The organism is Lonepinella sp. BR2271 (assembly GCF_051851515.1).
In the GTDB taxonomy this organism is placed as follows: domain Bacteria; phylum Pseudomonadota; class Gammaproteobacteria; order Enterobacterales; family Pasteurellaceae; genus Lonepinella.
Map to the genome: position 1 here is coordinate 1 of NZ_JBPDVF010000011.1, position 17,396 is coordinate 17,396.

Sequence of the window (17,396 nt, forward strand, 5' to 3'; positions counted from 1 at the left end):
TTTTAAAACAAGTCAATCAACAAGTGCCCACACAGATTGTCTGATAAATTGTTAAAGAACAAAAAACAACGACGCACGCTAGAAACTTCGATTTTCACAACAGTGCGTCGTTGTGTGTGGCGTATTATAGTGATCTGAAAATCCTTTGCAAGTGTTTTTTGCAAAAATTTTGCGAATTCTCTCTGACTGCTTAGTTTTTCAACTGTTTAATTAATTGGGGCAAATCTGCGACACTATCAATCACATAATCCGCCAAGGTTTCCCCTTGCGCCGTAATCGCTTTTCCCGTTCTCACTAACACGTTATACGCCACATTCGCCCCTAAACCAGCTTGCAAATCTTCGATTTTATCGCCCACCATAAAAGATCGGCGAGGATCAATCTTTAATTCCTTAATTGCTTGTTGCAACATTCCCGATTTCGGCTTACGGCAATCACAATCTTGACGAAATTCACCCTCTCCCTCTGGGTGATGTGGACAATAATAAATGCCGTCCAAATCCACGCCCCGATCAGCGAGCGACCAATCCATCCATTCGGTTAATTGCAAAAACTGATCTTCGCTAAAATAACCACGCGCAATGCCCGATTGATTCGTCACTACCACCAACAAATAGCCCATTGCTTTCAATGCTTTTAACGCCTCAATACTGCCCTCAATAAATTGAAAATCATCAATTTGATGAACATAGCCATGATCGATATTTAACGTACCGTCTCGATCCAAAAAAATTGCTTTATTCATTTGCTTTTCCTTTTATATATCTGTCCGATTTATCCGCTTATTATCACACAAATATTATAATTGATAACGATATATTCTAAAAAGCCCACGAATAATGATTGACATAGCCATATAGACATCTAAAATAACCAGACGACATTTTTAATCATTTATCAAAGGGCTTATATGATTAAGCTAGAAAATATCACCAAAATTTTTGATAGTGCAGGAAAAAAACTCAAGGCACTAGACAATGTGTCATTACATGTCTCTGCGGGCAGTATTTGTGGTGTGATTGGTGCCTCTGGTGCAGGCAAAAGCACGCTTATTCGTTGCGTTAATTTATTAGAACGCCCAACATCAGGTGCTGTTATTGTTGACGGCAAAGATCTTATGGCGCTAGATGACACGCAACTCATCGCAGAACGCCGTAATATCGGCATGATTTTCCAACATTTCAACCTCTTGAGTTCACGTACGGTCTTTGGCAACATCGCCCTGCCGTTAGAACTTGAAAAAGCGACCCCACAAAAAATTCAACAAAAAGTCACCGCACTTTTAGAATTAGTTGGCTTAACCGATAAAAAAGATGTTTATCCAGCCAATTTATCCGGTGGACAAAAACAACGGGTTGCCATTGCACGTGCCTTAGCGAGCGATCCCCACGTATTACTTTGCGATGAAGCCACCAGTGCATTAGATCCGGCCACCACGCAATCGATCTTAAAATTATTAAAAGATATTAACCGCACTTTAGGTATCACTATCTTATTGATTACCCACGAAATGGACGTAGTCAAACGCATTTGCGACCAAGTAGCCGTTATCGACCGTGGCAGTTTAGTTGAACAAGGCACGGTGAGCGAAATTTTCTCCAATCCGAAAACCGAGTTGGCACAAGACTTTATTCAAGCCACATTCCAAAACTATTTACCCGAAGAATATTTGGCCTTGCTATCTGACACACCGAAATCTGCGCATTCTTCGCCAATTATTCGCTTTGAATTTACTGGTCGCTCTGTGGACGCACCGTTGATCTCCCAAACTTCACGACGTTTTAATGTGTCCTTTAATATCTTAATGTCACAGATTGATTATGCAGGCGGCACCAAATTTGGTTTTACCATCGCTGAAGTCGAGGGAGATGAAGATGCAATCACCCAAGCAAAAATTTATTTAATGGAAAGCAATGTACGTGTGGAGGTGCTTGGTTATGTGGGATAATTTTATCAACGGCTTTAACAACATCAGCCCCCAAGTATGGGAACTTATCGGGGTAAGCACCTACGAAACCATTTATATGAGTTTCGCCGCTACCCTGTTTGCCATTGTATTTGGCTTACCTCTGGGCGTGTGGACATTTTTAACCCAACCACAACAAGCCTTGGCAAACGCCAAAGTCAATCGTGTGTTGGAGGCCGTGATTAATATCGGGCGCTCCATTCCCTTTATCATTTTGTTATTCGACTTAATGCCGGTTACCCGTTTCTTAGTCGGCACGACGCTTGGCACCACAGCATCCATCATCCCCTTAGGTGTGTCGGCTATGCCATTTTTTGCACGTTTAACGGCTAATGCTTTAGGCGATATTCCGAGCGGATTAACCGAAACGGCCAAAGCCATGGGAACCAGTGTATGGCAATTAGTCACCAAGTTTTATCTGCCTGAGGCCTTGCCAATGCTGATAAAGGCTACTACTCTCACTCTCGTCACCCTAATCGGCTACTCTGCCATGGCAGGTGCCGTGGGCGGTGGCGGTTTAGGTAATACTGCGATTTCTTACGGTTTACACCGCAATATGCCTTATGTGCTTTGGATCGCCACCATTATCATCGTATTAATCGTGATGATCTGCGAAAGATACGGCAACAAACTCGCTGATCGTTTCGATCATCGTTAATTTAACTTTACTTAATAAGGAACATTCCATGAATTTTAAAAAACTTCTCACCATCACCGCACTTAGCTCTGTTTTTGCGTTAACGGCGTGTAAAGATGACAAAAAACCAGAGGCCGCTGCTGCAGCACAAGCTGCGCCACAAACCATCACCGTCGGTGTGATGTCAGGCCCTGAGCATCAAGTCGCTGAAATTGCAGCAAAAATTGCGAAAGAAAAATACAATTTAGAGGTTAAATTCGTTGAATTTAACGACTACGCCTTACCAAATCCAGCGGTCAGCAAAGGCGACTTAGACATCAATGCGATGCAACACAAACCTTATTTAGACACAGACACCAAAGCCAACAACATCACTAATCTTGTGATCGTCGGCAACACCTTTGTTTACCCATTAGCGGGTTATTCAAAAACCATTAAAAACGTGTCTGAATTAAAAGACGGTGCCAAAGTTGCCATTCCAAACGATCCAACCAATGGCGGCCGTGCATTAATCTTGTTAGAAAAACAAGGCTTATTAAAATTAAAAGACAACACTAACTTGGCCTCAACCGTGTTAGACATTGTAGAAAATCCAAAAAATCTACAAGTTGTACCCGTTGACACAGCCGTCGCCGCTCGTGCTTTAGATGATGTAGATTTAGCCGTAGTCAATAACACTTATGCCAGCCAAGTCGGGTTAACTACCACTGACAACGGCGTTTTCGTGGAAGATAAAGACAGCCCATACGTGAATATCATCGTTGCACGTACCGATAACAAAGACAGCGCAGCGGTACAAAACTTCGTAAAATCTTACCAAACCGAAGAAGTTTACCAAGAAGCGGTAAAACACTTTAAAGATGGTGTAGTGAAAGGTTGGTAATTTAAACGCTCGCCTATTTTGTCGATATTATATTGCAGACTTAATAGGCAAAACAATTGTTAAAAAGAGGGTTAAAGCCTGATATTGGTTTTAACTCTCTTTTTTAAATTATGCCCTTGAATGACTAGACCATGACAAGATTTCCATAAAAAAACAGGATTATCACTAATCCTGTTTTCTCTTACTTAACTAACTACGCATAATACATTTCAAATTCCACTGGGTGTGGGGTCATGTTCAAACGTTCCACTTCTTTACGTTTCATACCGATATAAGTTTCGATAAAGTCTTTAGTGAATACACCACCTTGGGTTAAGAATTCATAATCTTTTGCAAGATTATCAAGAGCCTCCTCTAATGAGCTTGACACCGCTGGAATTTCTTTTAATTCTTCTGGTGGCAAGTCGTAAAGGTTTTTGTCCATGGCATCGCCTGGGTGAATTTTGTTCACCACACCGTCTAACCCCGCCATTAATAAGGCTGCAAAACATAAGTACGGATTTGCGATTGGATCAGGGAAACGAGCCTCGACACGGGTTGCTTTCGGACTGGTCACCGCAGGAATACGAATAGATGCAGAACGGTTGCTGGCCGAGTAAGCTAATAATACGGGCGCCTCAAACCCTGGCACTAAACGTTTGTATGAGTTTGTACTAGGGTTAGTAAAGGCATTTAAGGCTTTGGCGTGTTTGATAATACCACCGATATAATATAACGCCGTTTCAGACAAGCCTGCATATTTGTCACCCATAAAGATATTTTTACCGTCTTTACTTAATGACATATTACAGTGCATACCTGAACCATTGTCACCGGCAAACGGTTTTGGCATAAAGCAAGCGGTTTTGCCGTGTTCTAATGCCACGTTTTGCACGATATATTTGTAGATTTGAGTTTCGTCCGCTTTCAAAGTTAAGCTATTGAATTTTGTCGCAATTTCATTTTGACCTGCAGTCGCTACTTCATGGTGATGTGCCTCAATCACTAAGCCCATTTCTTCAAGCAATAAACACATTTCAGAACGAATATCATGTCCGCTATCAATCGGTGCTACGGCACAATAACCGCCTTTTTTCAATGGACGATAAGCATTGTTGCCTTGTTCTTTGTATTTGCGGTTAGTGTTCCACATGGCCTCTTCGTCATCAATGGCGTAAGATACTTTATTTGGCTCCGTAGAAAAACGCACATCATCAAATAAAAAGAATTCTGGTTCTGGCCCAAACATGACATTATCTGCGACACCGGTTGAACGCATATATTGTTCGGCACGCAAGGCAATAGAACGTGGGTCACGATCATAGCTTTGCATGGTGTTCGGATCATAGATACTACAACGAATTGATAGGGTTGGGATTTGTGCAAAGGGATCCACTACGGCACTTTCTGGAATTGGCATTAATAGCATATCGGCTTTATTAATCGCTCGCCAGCCCTCAACGGAAGATCCGTCGAACATTTTGCCCTCTTCAAAGAAATCTTCATCAATGGCACTGGCAGGTAATGATACGCCGTGTTCTTTGCCTTTGATGTTCGTAAAACGAAGAAGAACAAATTTGATATTGTTTTCTTCGATAAGTTTAAATACGTTAGCAATCGCTTGTGTGTTTGACATAGAAACTTCCTTCCAAGTTAAATTTTAAGAGTCAGTAAATTCTTGCAATGTGGTTGCATAGAAAAAGTAACCAATTATTTCAAAGATCACAATAATATTTTTGGTTACATTTAACAAATAAATACTATTGTTATATTATATCTAAAATTAATGCTTTTCAATTAGATTATTTCTAATTTAATCCTTAACAGAAATGGTTAATCAACTTCGTCAACAGTTGTTGTGTTGGTTTAATAAATTCTGCCGATAAAAATTCATCCGGCTGATGGGCTTGTTCAATGGAACCTGGCCCTAACACAAGCGTCGGACAAAGTTGTTGAATAAAGGGTGCCTCGGTACAGTAGTTTACCACTTCACATTTTTCTCTCAACAATTTTTCCACCACTTGCACGACTTGTGCAGAATGCTCACATTCATAACCCGGTATCGGCTCATGCAAATTTCGCAAGGTGAGAAGATCACCATATTGTTCAAATAGCGGAGCCAATTTTTCTCGCAACATGCTTTCCAAATCGTCTAACTGCATAGCAGGCAAGGGACGAATATCAAATTGCAATTCACAACAAGCACAAATACGATTGACCGCATCACCGCCGTGAATGGAACCAAAATTCATGGTGGGATAAGGAATGGCGAAATCCGCATGATGATATTTTTCTTTCAGCTCATTTCGCATTTGCATTAAATAACCTGTGGCTTGGTGCATAATTTCAATGGCATTCACACCTTTTTCGGGATCGCTAGAATGGCCCGACTTGCCAATAATTTGCAAGCCTTTGCCAATATGTCCTTTGTGGGCACGCACTGGGCGTAAAGACGTGGGTTCGCCAATCACCGCACAATCGGGGCGAATATGGGCATGTTGAATAAAGGTTCTTGTCCCCAACATGGAGGTTTCTTCGTCAGCCGTGGCTAGAATGCGTAAAGGTTTGGTGAGTTGGGTTAAATCAATCTGCTGAATGGCATCCAGAACAAAAGCAAAAAAGCCTTTCATATCCGCCGTGCCTAAACCGTAAAATTTGCCGTCTTGTTCTGTTAATTTGAAGGGATCGAATGTCCAACGCCCCTCATCAAAAGGCACGGTGTCCGTATGCCCAGCTAATAATAAACCGCCTTCGCCCTCACCATAGGTTGCCAGTAAATTATATTTCTCATTGCTATTCGGCACAGGTAAAATTTCTGTCTGAAAACCAAGATCCTTTAGCCAATTTGCTAACAGCTCAATTAAACTGCGGTTCGATTGATCGGCGTTTTTTTCAATACTGCTGATCGTTGGAATGGCAATCAGCTGGGAATACATCTGAATAAAGGACGGGTGTTTTTTCATTGGGCTACTTTCTGCATTACTCTACAAAGGCGATTTGACTGGCAAGCATAGCACAACTTGACTATTTCGTCAGTGAAAATTTATGTCGTTGCCAAAGCAAATATAAACTCAATAGCCCAACCAAATAGCTCAAAATTAACCCTTGAGCAATGAGCAAAGATTGTTGACTCAGTTGGCAAATTCCTAAATAAAAATACCCCATACCGCCAATCAACTGAAGCAGATAATAGACAGCAAGTGCAGGAAAACGCAGTAAATCCCAATAGTGAAATTCTTTCAAATTCGCCATAAACAAACAACCGATACCAATGGCGAGAAAACCGCTGACATTGTCAGGCAAAAGGATGGAGCTTATGCCATAAAAAAATAGCAATACCAGCAATAAATTGCGGTAAATAAGATTAGGGATAAAAAGCGGATTTTTAAGTTGACTGTTTTTTAAGGCGATTGCGCTTAAACGAAGGCTGAAATTCACGCTTTCCCAAAGGGTTGCCAATACGGCGAGATGGACGAAGAAAAACAGGCTAGTCATAATATACTCTTCCTTGAAAATACTGTTTCACGATTTTTTCTTCATACTGATTATCTCGCAAAGCAAGTGGTTCGTTGAGTAGAATATGTTGTTGAATTTGCATGCCTTTTTCTGATAATAACAAAATTTCGTGGCTTAATCGCACGGCTTCAAAGCGGTCGTGGGTAACTAATAAACAAGCTAAGGTTTGCTGTTCAATGCGTTCTTGTAACAAAGCGATTAAACGCTGGCGTAAATCCCGATCTAAACCCACAAAGGGTTCATCTAATAACGCCAAGTCGCAATCGCTTAATAATAAACGCAAAAATGCTACTCGTTTTGCCATGCCGCCGCTAAGCTCCGTGGGGTATTTATTTAAATCCGCTGGGGTTAAGCCGATTTCTTCCGCTAGAGCGTAAATTTTTTGACGATCAGGGGTTGGCATAAAAATTTCAATATTTTTCACCGCAGTTAGATTGTTTAATAGGCGATTTTCTTGAAATAGAAAGCCGATTTTGTTGAATTGATTAATAATTTTGCCTGATTTGGGTTTGTCTAAACCGCTCACTAACCGCAACACCGTGGTTTTGCCACAACCACTAGGCCCAAACAGGGTTTTGATTTCGCCCCGTTGTAATTCAAGGCTAAAATCTTGCACGATCACATCTTGTAAAATGGCAAAATGCAAATGGGATAATGTCAGCATATTCTCTTTTTCCTGCTTACCTTTTCCACGGCATAAACAAAATTTCCAGTGGCTTAATAATCAAATATTCAAATAACGCCACTAATAAAATCACCAACAACACATACGCCATCACCGTTGGCGTATCCAACATTACTCGAGCATCAGCAATGCGAGATCCCACGCCATCACTCGCCCCCAATAATTCCGCCATCACCACGATACGCATACCCGATGCTACGGCGACACTGATACTGGCAATAATGTAGCCCGTTAAATGGGGAATATACAGATAACGCAGTTTTTTCGCCCAGCCGAGATGATGGGCATCAAACACTTCTTTCATTTGCTGGCTCACCGTGGCAATGCCCACGGAACTGCTGGCAAAGGTCAGTGGCGTGACAATGATAATAATGGTAAACAGCACGCTGGCGTTGCCAAAGCCGAACCAAAATAACGCCATCACCACCCAAATAATCGGCGGTGTGGCGAGTAACATGGTCATTAAAGGCTTGAGCATTGCCATCAGGGTTTTTGATGTACCAGCGATAAAGCCTGCAATCATGCCAAGCAATAAGGCACTGCTTACGCCGACCAAAGCACGCCACAGGGAAAGATCAAGTTGATTTTCGCCAAAATTTTGCAATAAATCAGCAGCTTGTTGAAACACCACAAGCGGACTAGGGAGCAGAAATTCGCCTACGCTATTGCTGCCCCATTGCCAAATGGCGAGCAACATTGCCACCACGCCAAGGGTGGCAAAACCACCCCATAAATAATCAATGACATAGAAAATGGGCGTTTGTGGCTTGCGAACTTTATCCACGCTTAACATAGGAAAAAGTCGTCCGTTGGCAATTTTCCGCCTAATAATTTCGGGTTGTAACGCAACACAATGTCATAGAATTTCAGCAATTCTTCCTTGATTTCTGAACCTTTTCGCACGGTTAAATTGGCGTGCGGAATGGCGTTTGCAATGGCAGGTGCAGGCGCTGGGAAATAATTTGTACCAATTTCCGCCGCACTTTGTGCATTGTTTTTCACCCAAGTCAAGGCACTTTGCAAATCTTGATGTAGCAATTCAAACTCTGCGGTATGAGCTTGATAAAAATCACGATTAGCGATAATCCCTGCTTGTGGAATAATCGGTTGGGTGTTAAAACTTTCCGCCCAACTTTGCAAGAAATCAAAGGTTCGCACCACTTCTACGCCCATTTTTTTGCCTTTCAAAATACAAGCACTAGCAAGCGGTTCAGGCAAATAGGCAATGTCAAAAGGTTGAGTTAAAAATAGGCTTACCGCTTCTGCTGGCGTTGCAGTGTAAGTGATGTCCACCTTGCTTTCATCAATGCCCCGTTGTTTTAACAAGGCTCTAAAGGTAATGTCAGGCATATCGTTTTTAAAGGGCATAATGACTTTTTTGCCTACCAATTGCTCAGGGGAGCTGATGTCAATTTTGCCTAATAATTGCACAATGCCATTAGTCAAAATGTTAATCATGCCGACATTTTGCCCTTGGTTTTGCAAATTCACGCCCACATTGCTTGGGCTCATCATCACTTTAAATTCACCGCTGGCAACCCCAGCACGCAGTTGATCAGGATTTTTCCAGATTTTAAGGCTGGTGTCCGCTTGTTTGGCTAATTGCCCTTGTAGGGTGGCAACGGCGATAGTCAAACTTGGCAAGGCAGGTGCACCGTAAATGGTAAAGGCAGTTTTGCTTGCCGCAAACAAACGGGGTGCGGCACTGGATAATAATAGGGCGGAACTCAGTTTTAAGAAAGTTCTACGCTCAATTTCATAGTGCATTTCAGTATTCATCTTTTTTCTCCCAATCTTAGAATGAAGCATGTAGGCTTAACCAGAAAGTGCGACCTGGGGCGTTCACCACATTTGGGGTGAGTGCCAACACATGATCGCCGCTGATAAATTCGGCATATTGACGGTTAAACAGATTATTCACGCCCAAACGCACGGCGTATTTATCCTGAAAATTGATGCCTGCATACAAATCCACCACGGTAAATTGTTTCGCCGCTTCACGGTTGTCAATGCCTAAGCCAGAAGTGCGGTCAAAATCGCCTTTGTTTTGTTTCGCCACATAACGCACCGCCGCCCCAAGGTTGTAACTGCCGTATTGGAAATAGTTGCGGTAATCCAAATTAGCGTTCAACTCAAAAGGACGAATTTGATATAACGGGCGATTATCGGTGTCGTTTTTGCCGTAGTTATAAAAGGCTTTTGCCCCCACCGCCCAATTTTGCAAGAAATTGTAGTTGGCGTATAAATTCGCCACGATTAACTTGGCATCCACATTGCGAGTAATAATGCCACCGCTGCGGTCTACCGTGCCTGATTGTCCACGAGTGCGGTCAAAAATAATCAAGTTTTTCACATCGTCATACACCAAGGAACCGCCGATATTCCAGCCGTTATCCAAAATAGAATTTAGATAACCTTTGTAAAATTCATTTTTCAGATCAAAATCAAATTTAATCCGATTATGTTCTTCAGGTTTTAGCCAAGGATTATCCACAATGGCACTGGCAGGCTGTTGATTCATGGTTGTGCCATTCGGACGAACCACAATAGACGCCAAGGAATTAAAGCGTTCCATATTGTCGCCTACCCGTTCTAAATGCCCTAGGCTTAATTCATAACGCTGGAATGCCGTTGGGGTAAATTCATATTTCAACTCCGCAGACAAAGCATTTTGCTTGATTTTGCCATCGGTAGCATTCCGCCCGAAATAGGTTTTCCACAGGGTTTGAATATTGGCAAATTGCGTGCCAGGCATCATTGGATTTGGCAAATTGCTATTGAATTTCCGCACATCCACACTGTTATATTCATAGGTGACACCTAAACCCAGTTTATGCTGATCATTAAAGGTATAATGCAGATTATCAAACACCCGATAACGATCAATATGCACATTACCAAAACGATAACCGTTTAAAATATCCCGTGCGGCGGTGTGCAAATAACGGTCGCCATCTTGGTCATCATGCTGATAACTTACGCCAATTTGATTGTGGAATTTATCCCAATCTACATCATATTTCACGGCCGCATCAAAAATTTCACGGTGCAACAACACATACACATTATTACCTGCCACAGAGCGTAAAGTATAGTTATCCGCATGGCGTTTTACATGGCGATAGGTCAATTCGGTGCTGAGCGTATTGCTCAAATCCTCCAGCCCAAAACGCCCATTTAACCGCACCACATAACGCTCGGTACTCACAGGATCCATTTGATGTTCAGGCTGTTTATCCTCGTCTAAATCATCATGAATAAAAGTCAAGCGAAATTCCGTGCGGTCATTCGGCAACCAGCCCAACACCGCCGCTTGATTAAAGCGTTCATAACCAAAATTCACCTTGTTATGCTGCCCGTCTTTATAGCGATTGGCTTTGGTGTGATTCACATTAAACAACGCATAATAATTGGCTTCACGGAAACCTGAAAACAGGGAATTATAAAAACTCGTCCCATAAAAACCTGAACTTAATTTTAACGGGGCAACGCCCTCATTGACTTTATTCGCCACGGAAAAATACGACAAACGGTCAGTGCGATCAAATTGATTTTCAATCATATAACCTTGGGCAATATTGGGAGCGATAGGTTTCGGTGGGGAAAAGGATTTTAACGGTTGAATTTGATCAGGATCGGCAAGATCGGTTGCCAAAGCAGACTGCACAGCAGCACACACCGCCACGGCTAAAAGGGTTTGTTTTCTCATAAAATCACCTCGATTGATAATTGTTCTTACTCAATCATACGAAATAGTTGATAAAAATAGTAGGATATTTAATAAGAAAATCACCTTAATTTGATAAATATCAAAAACAAAATTAATACATTACAATTATTTAACAAATCTCTCACGGGATTTTTACAGAATTTCGCTGAATGGTGGAATTTAGCCCTCAATAAAGCTAAAAGTGCGGTATAATTTCACCGAGTTTTTCAGAGTACGGCACATTTTCGCAATAACAGTTGCTTTTTAAATATTTATGCAGAATAATAGCATAAATAATCACTACAAGACTGGAGGAAGTTATGTTACAAAAAGCTATTATCGTGGGGGCCAGCGGGTATACTGGTGCAGAATTAGCACAAATTTTAACTCGTCATCCACATTTTGAATTATCAGGACTTTATGTTTCGCAACAAAGTTTAGATGCCAATAAGCCAATTTCCAGCCTTTATCCGCAATTGCGTACCTATTGCGATTTGATTTTGCAACCCTTGCCAGAGGATTTGTCTTTGTTGGCTAATGATGTGGATGTAGTCTTTCTCGCCACCGCACATGAAGTTAGCCATAACCTTGCTCCGATTTTTTTACAACAAGATTGCCAAGTATTCGATTTATCGGGGGCTTTCCGTGTCAATAATGCAGAATTTTACACCCAATATTATGGTTTTGAACATCAATATCCTGAACTTCTCAATTTTGCGGTATATGGCCTTGCCGAATGGAACAGTAAGCAGATTCAACAAACCGATTTAATTGCGGTAGCCGGTTGTTATCCAACGGTGTCACAATTAAGCATAAAACCATTAATTGAAAATAATTTATTAGATCTCAATCAATTACCGGTGATTAATGCGGTCAGTGGCGTGAGCGGTGCCGGTCGTCGGCCAGCCATTACTAGCAGTTTCTGCGAAGTGAGCCTGAACGCTTATGGTGTCTTTACCCACCGTCATCAACCTGAAATTGCTACCCATTTAGGCACCGAAGTCATTTTTACACCGCACTTAGGCAATTTTAAACGAGGTATTTTAGCCACCATTACGGCCAAATTAAAAGAGGGCGTCACCGACGAGCAAATCAGATCCGCTTATCAACAATATTACGCTAATTGCCCGCTCGTGCGAGTGTATGAGCAAGGTTTACCAAGCATTAAAGCGGTGGAATTTACCCCTTATTGTGATATTGGTTTTGCTACCCATAACGGGCATATTGTGATTATCGGAGCGGAAGATAATTTGTTAAAAGGGGCGGCATCTCAAGCGGTACAATGTGCCAATATTCGTTTCGGTTATAATGAAACATTAGGCTTATTTTAAGGATAATAGATGAAACCCTTAGTGATTAAATTAGGGGGCGTATTATTAGATACGCCTGATGCTATGCAAAATTTGTTCACGGCTCTGGCTGATTATCTACAACAAGCTAACCGCCCTTTAGTTATTGTTCATGGTGGCGGTTGCGTAGTCGATGATTTAATGAAAAAATTAGGCTTACCGGTGCAAAAGAAAAATGGTTTGCGAGTAACCCCAAGCGATCAAATTGACATTATCGTGGGAGCATTGGCTGGCATTGCCAATAAAAAACTGTTGGCACAAGCCATAAAATTTCAGTTAAATCCTGTCGGATTAAGTCTTGCTGACGGCAATTTGACCAGTGCGATGCAATTTGATCCTGAATTAGGTCATGTCGCCAATGTACAAGCAAAAAACGCTACGCTATTAGAGCAATTATTAACCAACAAATTTTTACCGATTATTAGCTCTATTGCTGTTGATGATCAAGGGCGTTTAATGAATGTCAACGCCGATCAAGCTGCCACCGCTATTGCAGCGTTGATTGATGCGGATTTGGTGATGTTGTCTGATGTTGACGGCGTACTGGACGGCAATAAGCAACGTATTGCCGAGCTAACTGCGGTGCAAATTGAGCAACTTATTGCGGAAAAAGTGATTACTGACGGCATGATTGTTAAAGTAAAAGCGGCACTCGATGCGGCACAATTATTACAACGTGGCGTAGATATTGCGAATTGGAAATATCCTGAAAAACTCACCGCACTTTTTGCAGGTGAGATTATCGGCACAAGAATTTATCCCTAAATAAAAATAAAAGGACAACAACATGGCATTATGGGGCGGTCGCTTTACCCAAGCGGCAGATAAACGTTTTAAAGATTTTAATGATTCACTACGTTTTGACTATCGTTTAGCTGAACAAGATATTGAGGGTTCGGTGGGTTGGTCAAAGGCATTAGTGAGTGTCGGTGTTCTCACCACAGATGAACAGGCTCAACTGGAACAAGCGTTAAATCAGTTGTTAATTGAAGTGCGGTCAAATCCGCTGGCAATTTTGCAAGATGATGCGGAAGATATTCATAGTTGGGTAGAAAGTAAGCTCATCGATAAAGTCGGCAATCTAGGTAAAAAGCTACACACAGGACGTAGCCGTAACGATCAGGTCGCCCTTGACATAAAAATGTGGTGCAAACAGCAAGTCACGGAATTGCAATACAGCGTACGTGAACTACAAGCCAAATTAGTAGCAACCGCAGAAAATAATCAACACGCCGTGATGCCTGGTTATACCCATTTACAACGTGCCCAACCAATCAGCTTTGCTCACTGGTGTATGGCGTATGTAGAAATGTTAGAACGAGATTATAGCCGTTTAGCAGATGCCTATCGCCGTATGAATACTTGCCCACTCGGCAGTGGGGCATTAGCAGGTACAGCCTATCCTATCGACCGTGAACAATTAGCACAAGATCTTGGTTTTGACTTCGCCACTCGCAACAGCTTAGACAGTGTTTCTGACCGTGATCATATTATTGAATTGCTTTCCACTGCGTCATTAAGTATGGCACACCTTTCTCGTTTCGCTGAAGATATGATTATTTTCAACAGTGGTGAGGCGGATTTTGTGGAACTTTCCGACCGAGTGACGTCTGGTTCGTCTTTAATGCCACAAAAGAAAAACCCCGATGCGTGCGAATTGATTCGAGGTAAAACTGGGCGTGTGATCGGTTCACTTATGGGTATGTTGACCACCGTAAAAGGTTTACCGTTAGCCTACAACAAAGATATGCAGGAAGATAAAGAGGGCATTTTTGATGCCTTAGACACATGGCACGATTGCTTAACCATGGCTGCATTTGTATTAGAGGACATCAAAGTTAATGTCAACCGTACTCGAGAGGCTGCACTCAAAGGCTACTCTAACGCTACCGAACTCGCTGATTACTTAGTCGCAAAAGGCGTGCCATTCCGTGATTCGCACCATATTGTGGGTGAAACCGTGGTTTATGCAATTCAAGTTCAAAAAGGCTTAGAAGATTTAACCGTGCAAGAATTTCGTCAATTTAGTGATGTCATTGGCGAAGATGTTTACCCTATTTTATCATTGCAATCCTGTTTGGATAAACGTAATGCCAAGGGTGGGGTGTCTCCGTTGCGAGTGGCGGAAGCGATTGAAGAGGCGAAAGCGAGAATTAGTGCATAATCTACCTAGTACTAACGTACTAGGTTAAGCATAGTAACGCTACTTCGTAGCTAAATAGTGCGGTGAAAAATTTCAGTATTTTTCACCGCACTTTAACAACCCTCATCCCCACTGGGGCCCCGTCTGAACCGCCTGAGCGTTTTGGTATTTTTAGCTAAATTTTGCATGTCTGAGCGTAGCGAGTTCAAAATTTAGCGTAAAGAAAATACCAAATAAGCTCAGAAAAGCGGTGAAGTCGGGGTGTGCTTTCTTTTTGCTTACTTTTTCTTTGCACAAGCAAAGAAAAAGTAAGTCGCCATCGGCGAAAACCGATATTAAAAAAACAATAAAAACCTGTTATAATCCCCCAAAAACCCAAACAGGAAAACAACAACATGCTAAAACTCGCCAGAATTCTTATTGTCGTTCTATTCTGCCTAATTATCTGTATTTGTGGCACGATCTACTCACTTATTCGTTTCAAAAATCCCAATAACGTGAGTGTCGTCGCACGTTGGTTTGGCCGCTTATATCCCCTCTTCGGCTTAACCGTTGAACATCGTTATTCCCCCGAATCCGCCAACATTGGCCCTTGCGTCTATATCGCCAATCACCAAAATAACTACGACATGGTCACAGTGTCTTATATGGTGCAACCTCGCACCGTCAGTATCGGCAAAAAAAGCCTCATCTGGATCCCCTTTTTTGGTTTGGTTTACTGGGCAACGGGCAACATTCTGCTAGATCGTGATAATAAAAATAAAGCCCACAACACCATGGGACAAGTGGCGCAACGAATCAATCAAGATAATCTGTCGGTGTGGATGTTCCCCGAGGGTACTCGCAGTCGTGGGCGTGGCTTGTTGCCGTTTAAAACAGGGGCATTTCATGCGGCCATTGCGGCGGGCGTGCCGATTGTGCCAGTGGTGTGTTCGACCACACAAGGCAAAATTGATTTAAATCGCTTGCATAATGGCAAAGTGATTTGTGAAATTCTACCACCCATTGACAGTCGCCAATTTAATAAAGACAATGTGCGTGAATTTGCCAACCATTGCCATCAACTCATGCAACAGCGTATCGCTGAATTAGATGCGGAAATTGCTCAATCATAAAGGATGTCACCATGGATTATGCTCGCCGTCAGTTGTTTAAAAAAACCGCCCTTGCCACCGCTTTAGCCACCTTGCCGACAGCTTTGTGGGCGGCGGTGAATCAACCGTTGGTGATTCCGCCTTTGATTGAACTTCGTCGAGGTAAACCGCTGTTTTTAGGCTTAGAAAGCACCCAAGTGAAATTATTGGAAAATAATTTGGTTGAAGTGTGGGGCTTTAACGGTCAATATCTCGGCCCGACGGTGAAAGTGCGTCAAGGGGATTTTGTGAAACTCAACTATCGCAATAACCTGCCGCAACTGGTGGCCATGAATATTCAGGGTTTGCAAGTGAACAGCGAATTTCTCGGGGGCATTGGGCATAGTTTAAAACCCGGTGAAAGTTGGGCGCCGATTGTGCCGGTTACGCAGTCCGCTGGGCTGTGTTATTACCAATCTTGTTCCCTTGCCAGTTCGGCTTATCAAAATTATCGTGGGTTGGTGGGCATATGGATTGTGGAAGATGACGAAAGCAAAAAATCGTCGCTACCCAATAACTATGGCGTCAATGATATTCCCTTGATTTTACAAGATTTAAGCCTAAACAGCAGTGGCTCGCAATTATTTCAACAAAATGAACCGCACTTTCTGGGCGAACACTTATTTGTGAATGGCCAACAATCGCCTTATTTGAGCGTGGCTCGGGGTTGGGTGCGGTTACGTTTGCTGAATGCCTCGCTTTCTCGTGCGTATGAATTGCGTTTTGATGATGAACGGGATTTTCTGATTATCGCCCAAGATCAGGGCTTTTTGCCTGAACCGAAAACGGTAAAATCCGTTATGCTCGGCTCAGGGGAACGCCTTGAAATCCTAGTGGATTTAAACGAGGGCGGCAATGTCAGCTTAATTACCGGCAAAAAACGAGGGGTACTCGATAAAATCGGCTTATTCTTTGATAACGACGGCGAATTGGCGGATAACCATATATTAGAACTGCGTCCCGAAGGGTTACTCGCAGCGTTTACCAATAAGCCACGCTATCAATTTAGCCAGATTGCCAGCTTGCCAACGGAAATCGTGCAAGAACGCCAATTTCATTTAGACAATATCAACGCCATGATTAACCAAAAACGCTTTGACCCCCGTCGTATTGATGTGAGTGCTAAACAAGGCAGCGTTGAACGTTGGCAAATCAGCGTTTCTTCCCCGGTCAGCTTCCGCATTCAAGGGGCAAGATTTGTGGTGGAAAGCCAAAATGATAACCACACTCCCGAAAATGAATTGGTCTGGAAAGACACCTTGTGGATCGAAAATAAAGCCAGTATTTTGGTGAAATTTGATAATTTATCTGCCAATACCCATCCGTTTATTTTTGGCTCAGGGGATTTAGTGCAGGCGGATAAAGGGGCTATCGGGTTGTTGGTGGTTCAGTAACA

At 42.4% G+C, this 17,396-nt stretch carries 16 protein-coding genes; 8 read left to right on the plus strand and 8 right to left on the minus strand.

Annotated features, from left to right (window positions below; genetic code table 11):
- Positions 1–190: 190 nt before the first annotated feature.
- Positions 191–745 (minus strand): D-glycero-beta-D-manno-heptose 1,7-bisphosphate 7-phosphatase, encoded by a 555-nt coding sequence (gene gmhB / locus ACTG7X_RS09005; RefSeq protein ID WP_439258147.1) that lies wholly within the window; start codon positions 743–745, stop codon positions 191–193.
- Between the two features lie 165 nt (positions 746–910).
- Here gmhB and metN point away from each other — a divergent pair, with 165 nt between their 5' ends.
- From metN to ACTG7X_RS09020, 3 genes are read left to right on the plus strand one after another with little or no spacing between them, the layout of a single operon-like run.
- Positions 911–1,948, plus strand: a complete 1,038-nt coding sequence (gene metN, locus ACTG7X_RS09010; RefSeq protein ID WP_439258148.1) for a methionine ABC transporter ATP-binding protein MetN — start codon at positions 911–913, stop codon at positions 1,946–1,948.
- Entirely contained in the window at positions 1,938–2,624 is a 687-nt protein-coding gene (locus ACTG7X_RS09015) for a methionine ABC transporter permease (RefSeq protein ID WP_439258149.1), read from the plus strand. The genes metN and ACTG7X_RS09015 overlap by 11 nt, the downstream gene beginning before the upstream one ends.
- Before the next feature lie 28 nt (positions 2,625–2,652).
- The gene (locus tag ACTG7X_RS09020) at positions 2,653–3,486 is read left to right on the plus strand and encodes a MetQ/NlpA family lipoprotein (protein ID WP_439242853.1); all 834 of its coding nucleotides are present in this window, start codon (positions 2,653–2,655) and stop codon (positions 3,484–3,486) included.
- Between the two features lie 193 nt (positions 3,487–3,679).
- Here ACTG7X_RS09020 and glnA read toward each other — a convergent pair whose 3' ends face one another.
- The 7 genes from glnA to ACTG7X_RS09055 all read right to left on the minus strand — a co-directional run bounded on the left by glnA (position 3,680) and on the right by ACTG7X_RS09055 (position 11,375).
- The gene (glnA, locus tag ACTG7X_RS09025; protein WP_439239853.1) at positions 3,680–5,101 is read right to left on the minus strand and encodes a type I glutamate--ammonia ligase; all 1,422 of its coding nucleotides are present in this window, start codon (positions 5,099–5,101) and stop codon (positions 3,680–3,682) included.
- 184 nt (positions 5,102–5,285) lie between these two features.
- Positions 5,286–6,428, minus strand: coding sequence for an acetylornithine deacetylase (gene argE, locus ACTG7X_RS09030; RefSeq protein WP_439258150.1), 1,143 nt, complete (start codon positions 6,426–6,428; stop codon positions 5,286–5,288).
- Positions 6,429–6,489: 61 nt separating this feature from the next.
- The gene (locus ACTG7X_RS09035) at positions 6,490–6,960 is read right to left on the minus strand and encodes a hypothetical protein (RefSeq protein ID WP_439258151.1); all 471 of its coding nucleotides are present in this window, start codon (positions 6,958–6,960) and stop codon (positions 6,490–6,492) included.
- Positions 6,953–7,645, minus strand: coding sequence for an ATP-binding cassette domain-containing protein (locus ACTG7X_RS09040; RefSeq protein ID WP_439258152.1), 693 nt, complete (start codon positions 7,643–7,645; stop codon positions 6,953–6,955). Before ACTG7X_RS09040 ends, ACTG7X_RS09035 begins: the two co-directional genes overlap by 8 nt.
- A gap of 16 nt (positions 7,646–7,661) precedes the next feature.
- Positions 7,662–8,459, minus strand: coding sequence for an ABC transporter permease (locus ACTG7X_RS09045; protein ID WP_439258153.1), 798 nt, complete (start codon positions 8,457–8,459; stop codon positions 7,662–7,664).
- Positions 8,453–9,445: an ABC transporter substrate-binding protein gene (locus tag ACTG7X_RS09050; RefSeq protein WP_439258154.1), complete on the minus strand. Its 993-nt coding sequence runs from the start codon at positions 9,443–9,445 to the stop codon at positions 8,453–8,455. Before ACTG7X_RS09050 ends, ACTG7X_RS09045 begins: the two co-directional genes overlap by 7 nt.
- A gap of 16 nt (positions 9,446–9,461) precedes the next feature.
- Complete coding sequence (locus ACTG7X_RS09055) at positions 9,462–11,375, minus strand: TonB-dependent receptor domain-containing protein (protein ID WP_439258155.1); 1,914 nt, start codon at positions 11,373–11,375, stop codon at positions 9,462–9,464.
- A 320-nt stretch (positions 11,376–11,695) separates the two neighbouring features.
- Here ACTG7X_RS09055 and argC point away from each other — a divergent pair, with 320 nt between their 5' ends.
- The 5 genes from argC (at position 11,696) to ACTG7X_RS09080 (ending at position 17,394) form a co-directional block, all read left to right on the plus strand.
- On the plus strand, positions 11,696–12,706 hold the full coding sequence (gene argC, locus ACTG7X_RS09060) for an N-acetyl-gamma-glutamyl-phosphate reductase (RefSeq protein ID WP_439258156.1): 1,011 nt from the start codon (positions 11,696–11,698) through the stop codon (positions 12,704–12,706).
- A 9-nt stretch (positions 12,707–12,715) separates the two neighbouring features.
- Positions 12,716–13,489 carry an acetylglutamate kinase gene (gene argB, locus ACTG7X_RS09065; RefSeq protein WP_439258157.1) on the plus strand — a complete coding sequence of 258 codons (774 nt, stop codon included), beginning with the start codon at positions 12,716–12,718 and terminating at the stop codon, positions 13,487–13,489.
- A gap of 22 nt (positions 13,490–13,511) precedes the next feature.
- Positions 13,512–14,888 (plus strand): argininosuccinate lyase, encoded by a 1,377-nt coding sequence (gene argH, locus ACTG7X_RS09070; RefSeq protein WP_439258158.1) that lies wholly within the window; start codon positions 13,512–13,514, stop codon positions 14,886–14,888.
- 374 nt (positions 14,889–15,262) lie between these two features.
- Complete coding sequence (locus ACTG7X_RS09075) at positions 15,263–15,982, plus strand: 1-acylglycerol-3-phosphate O-acyltransferase (RefSeq protein ID WP_439258159.1); 720 nt, start codon at positions 15,263–15,265, stop codon at positions 15,980–15,982.
- Between the two features lie 11 nt (positions 15,983–15,993).
- A complete protein-coding gene (locus ACTG7X_RS09080; protein WP_439258160.1) occupies positions 15,994–17,394 on the plus strand; it encodes a multicopper oxidase domain-containing protein in 1,401 nt (466 codons plus the stop codon).
- Positions 17,395–17,396 lie beyond the last annotated feature (2 nt).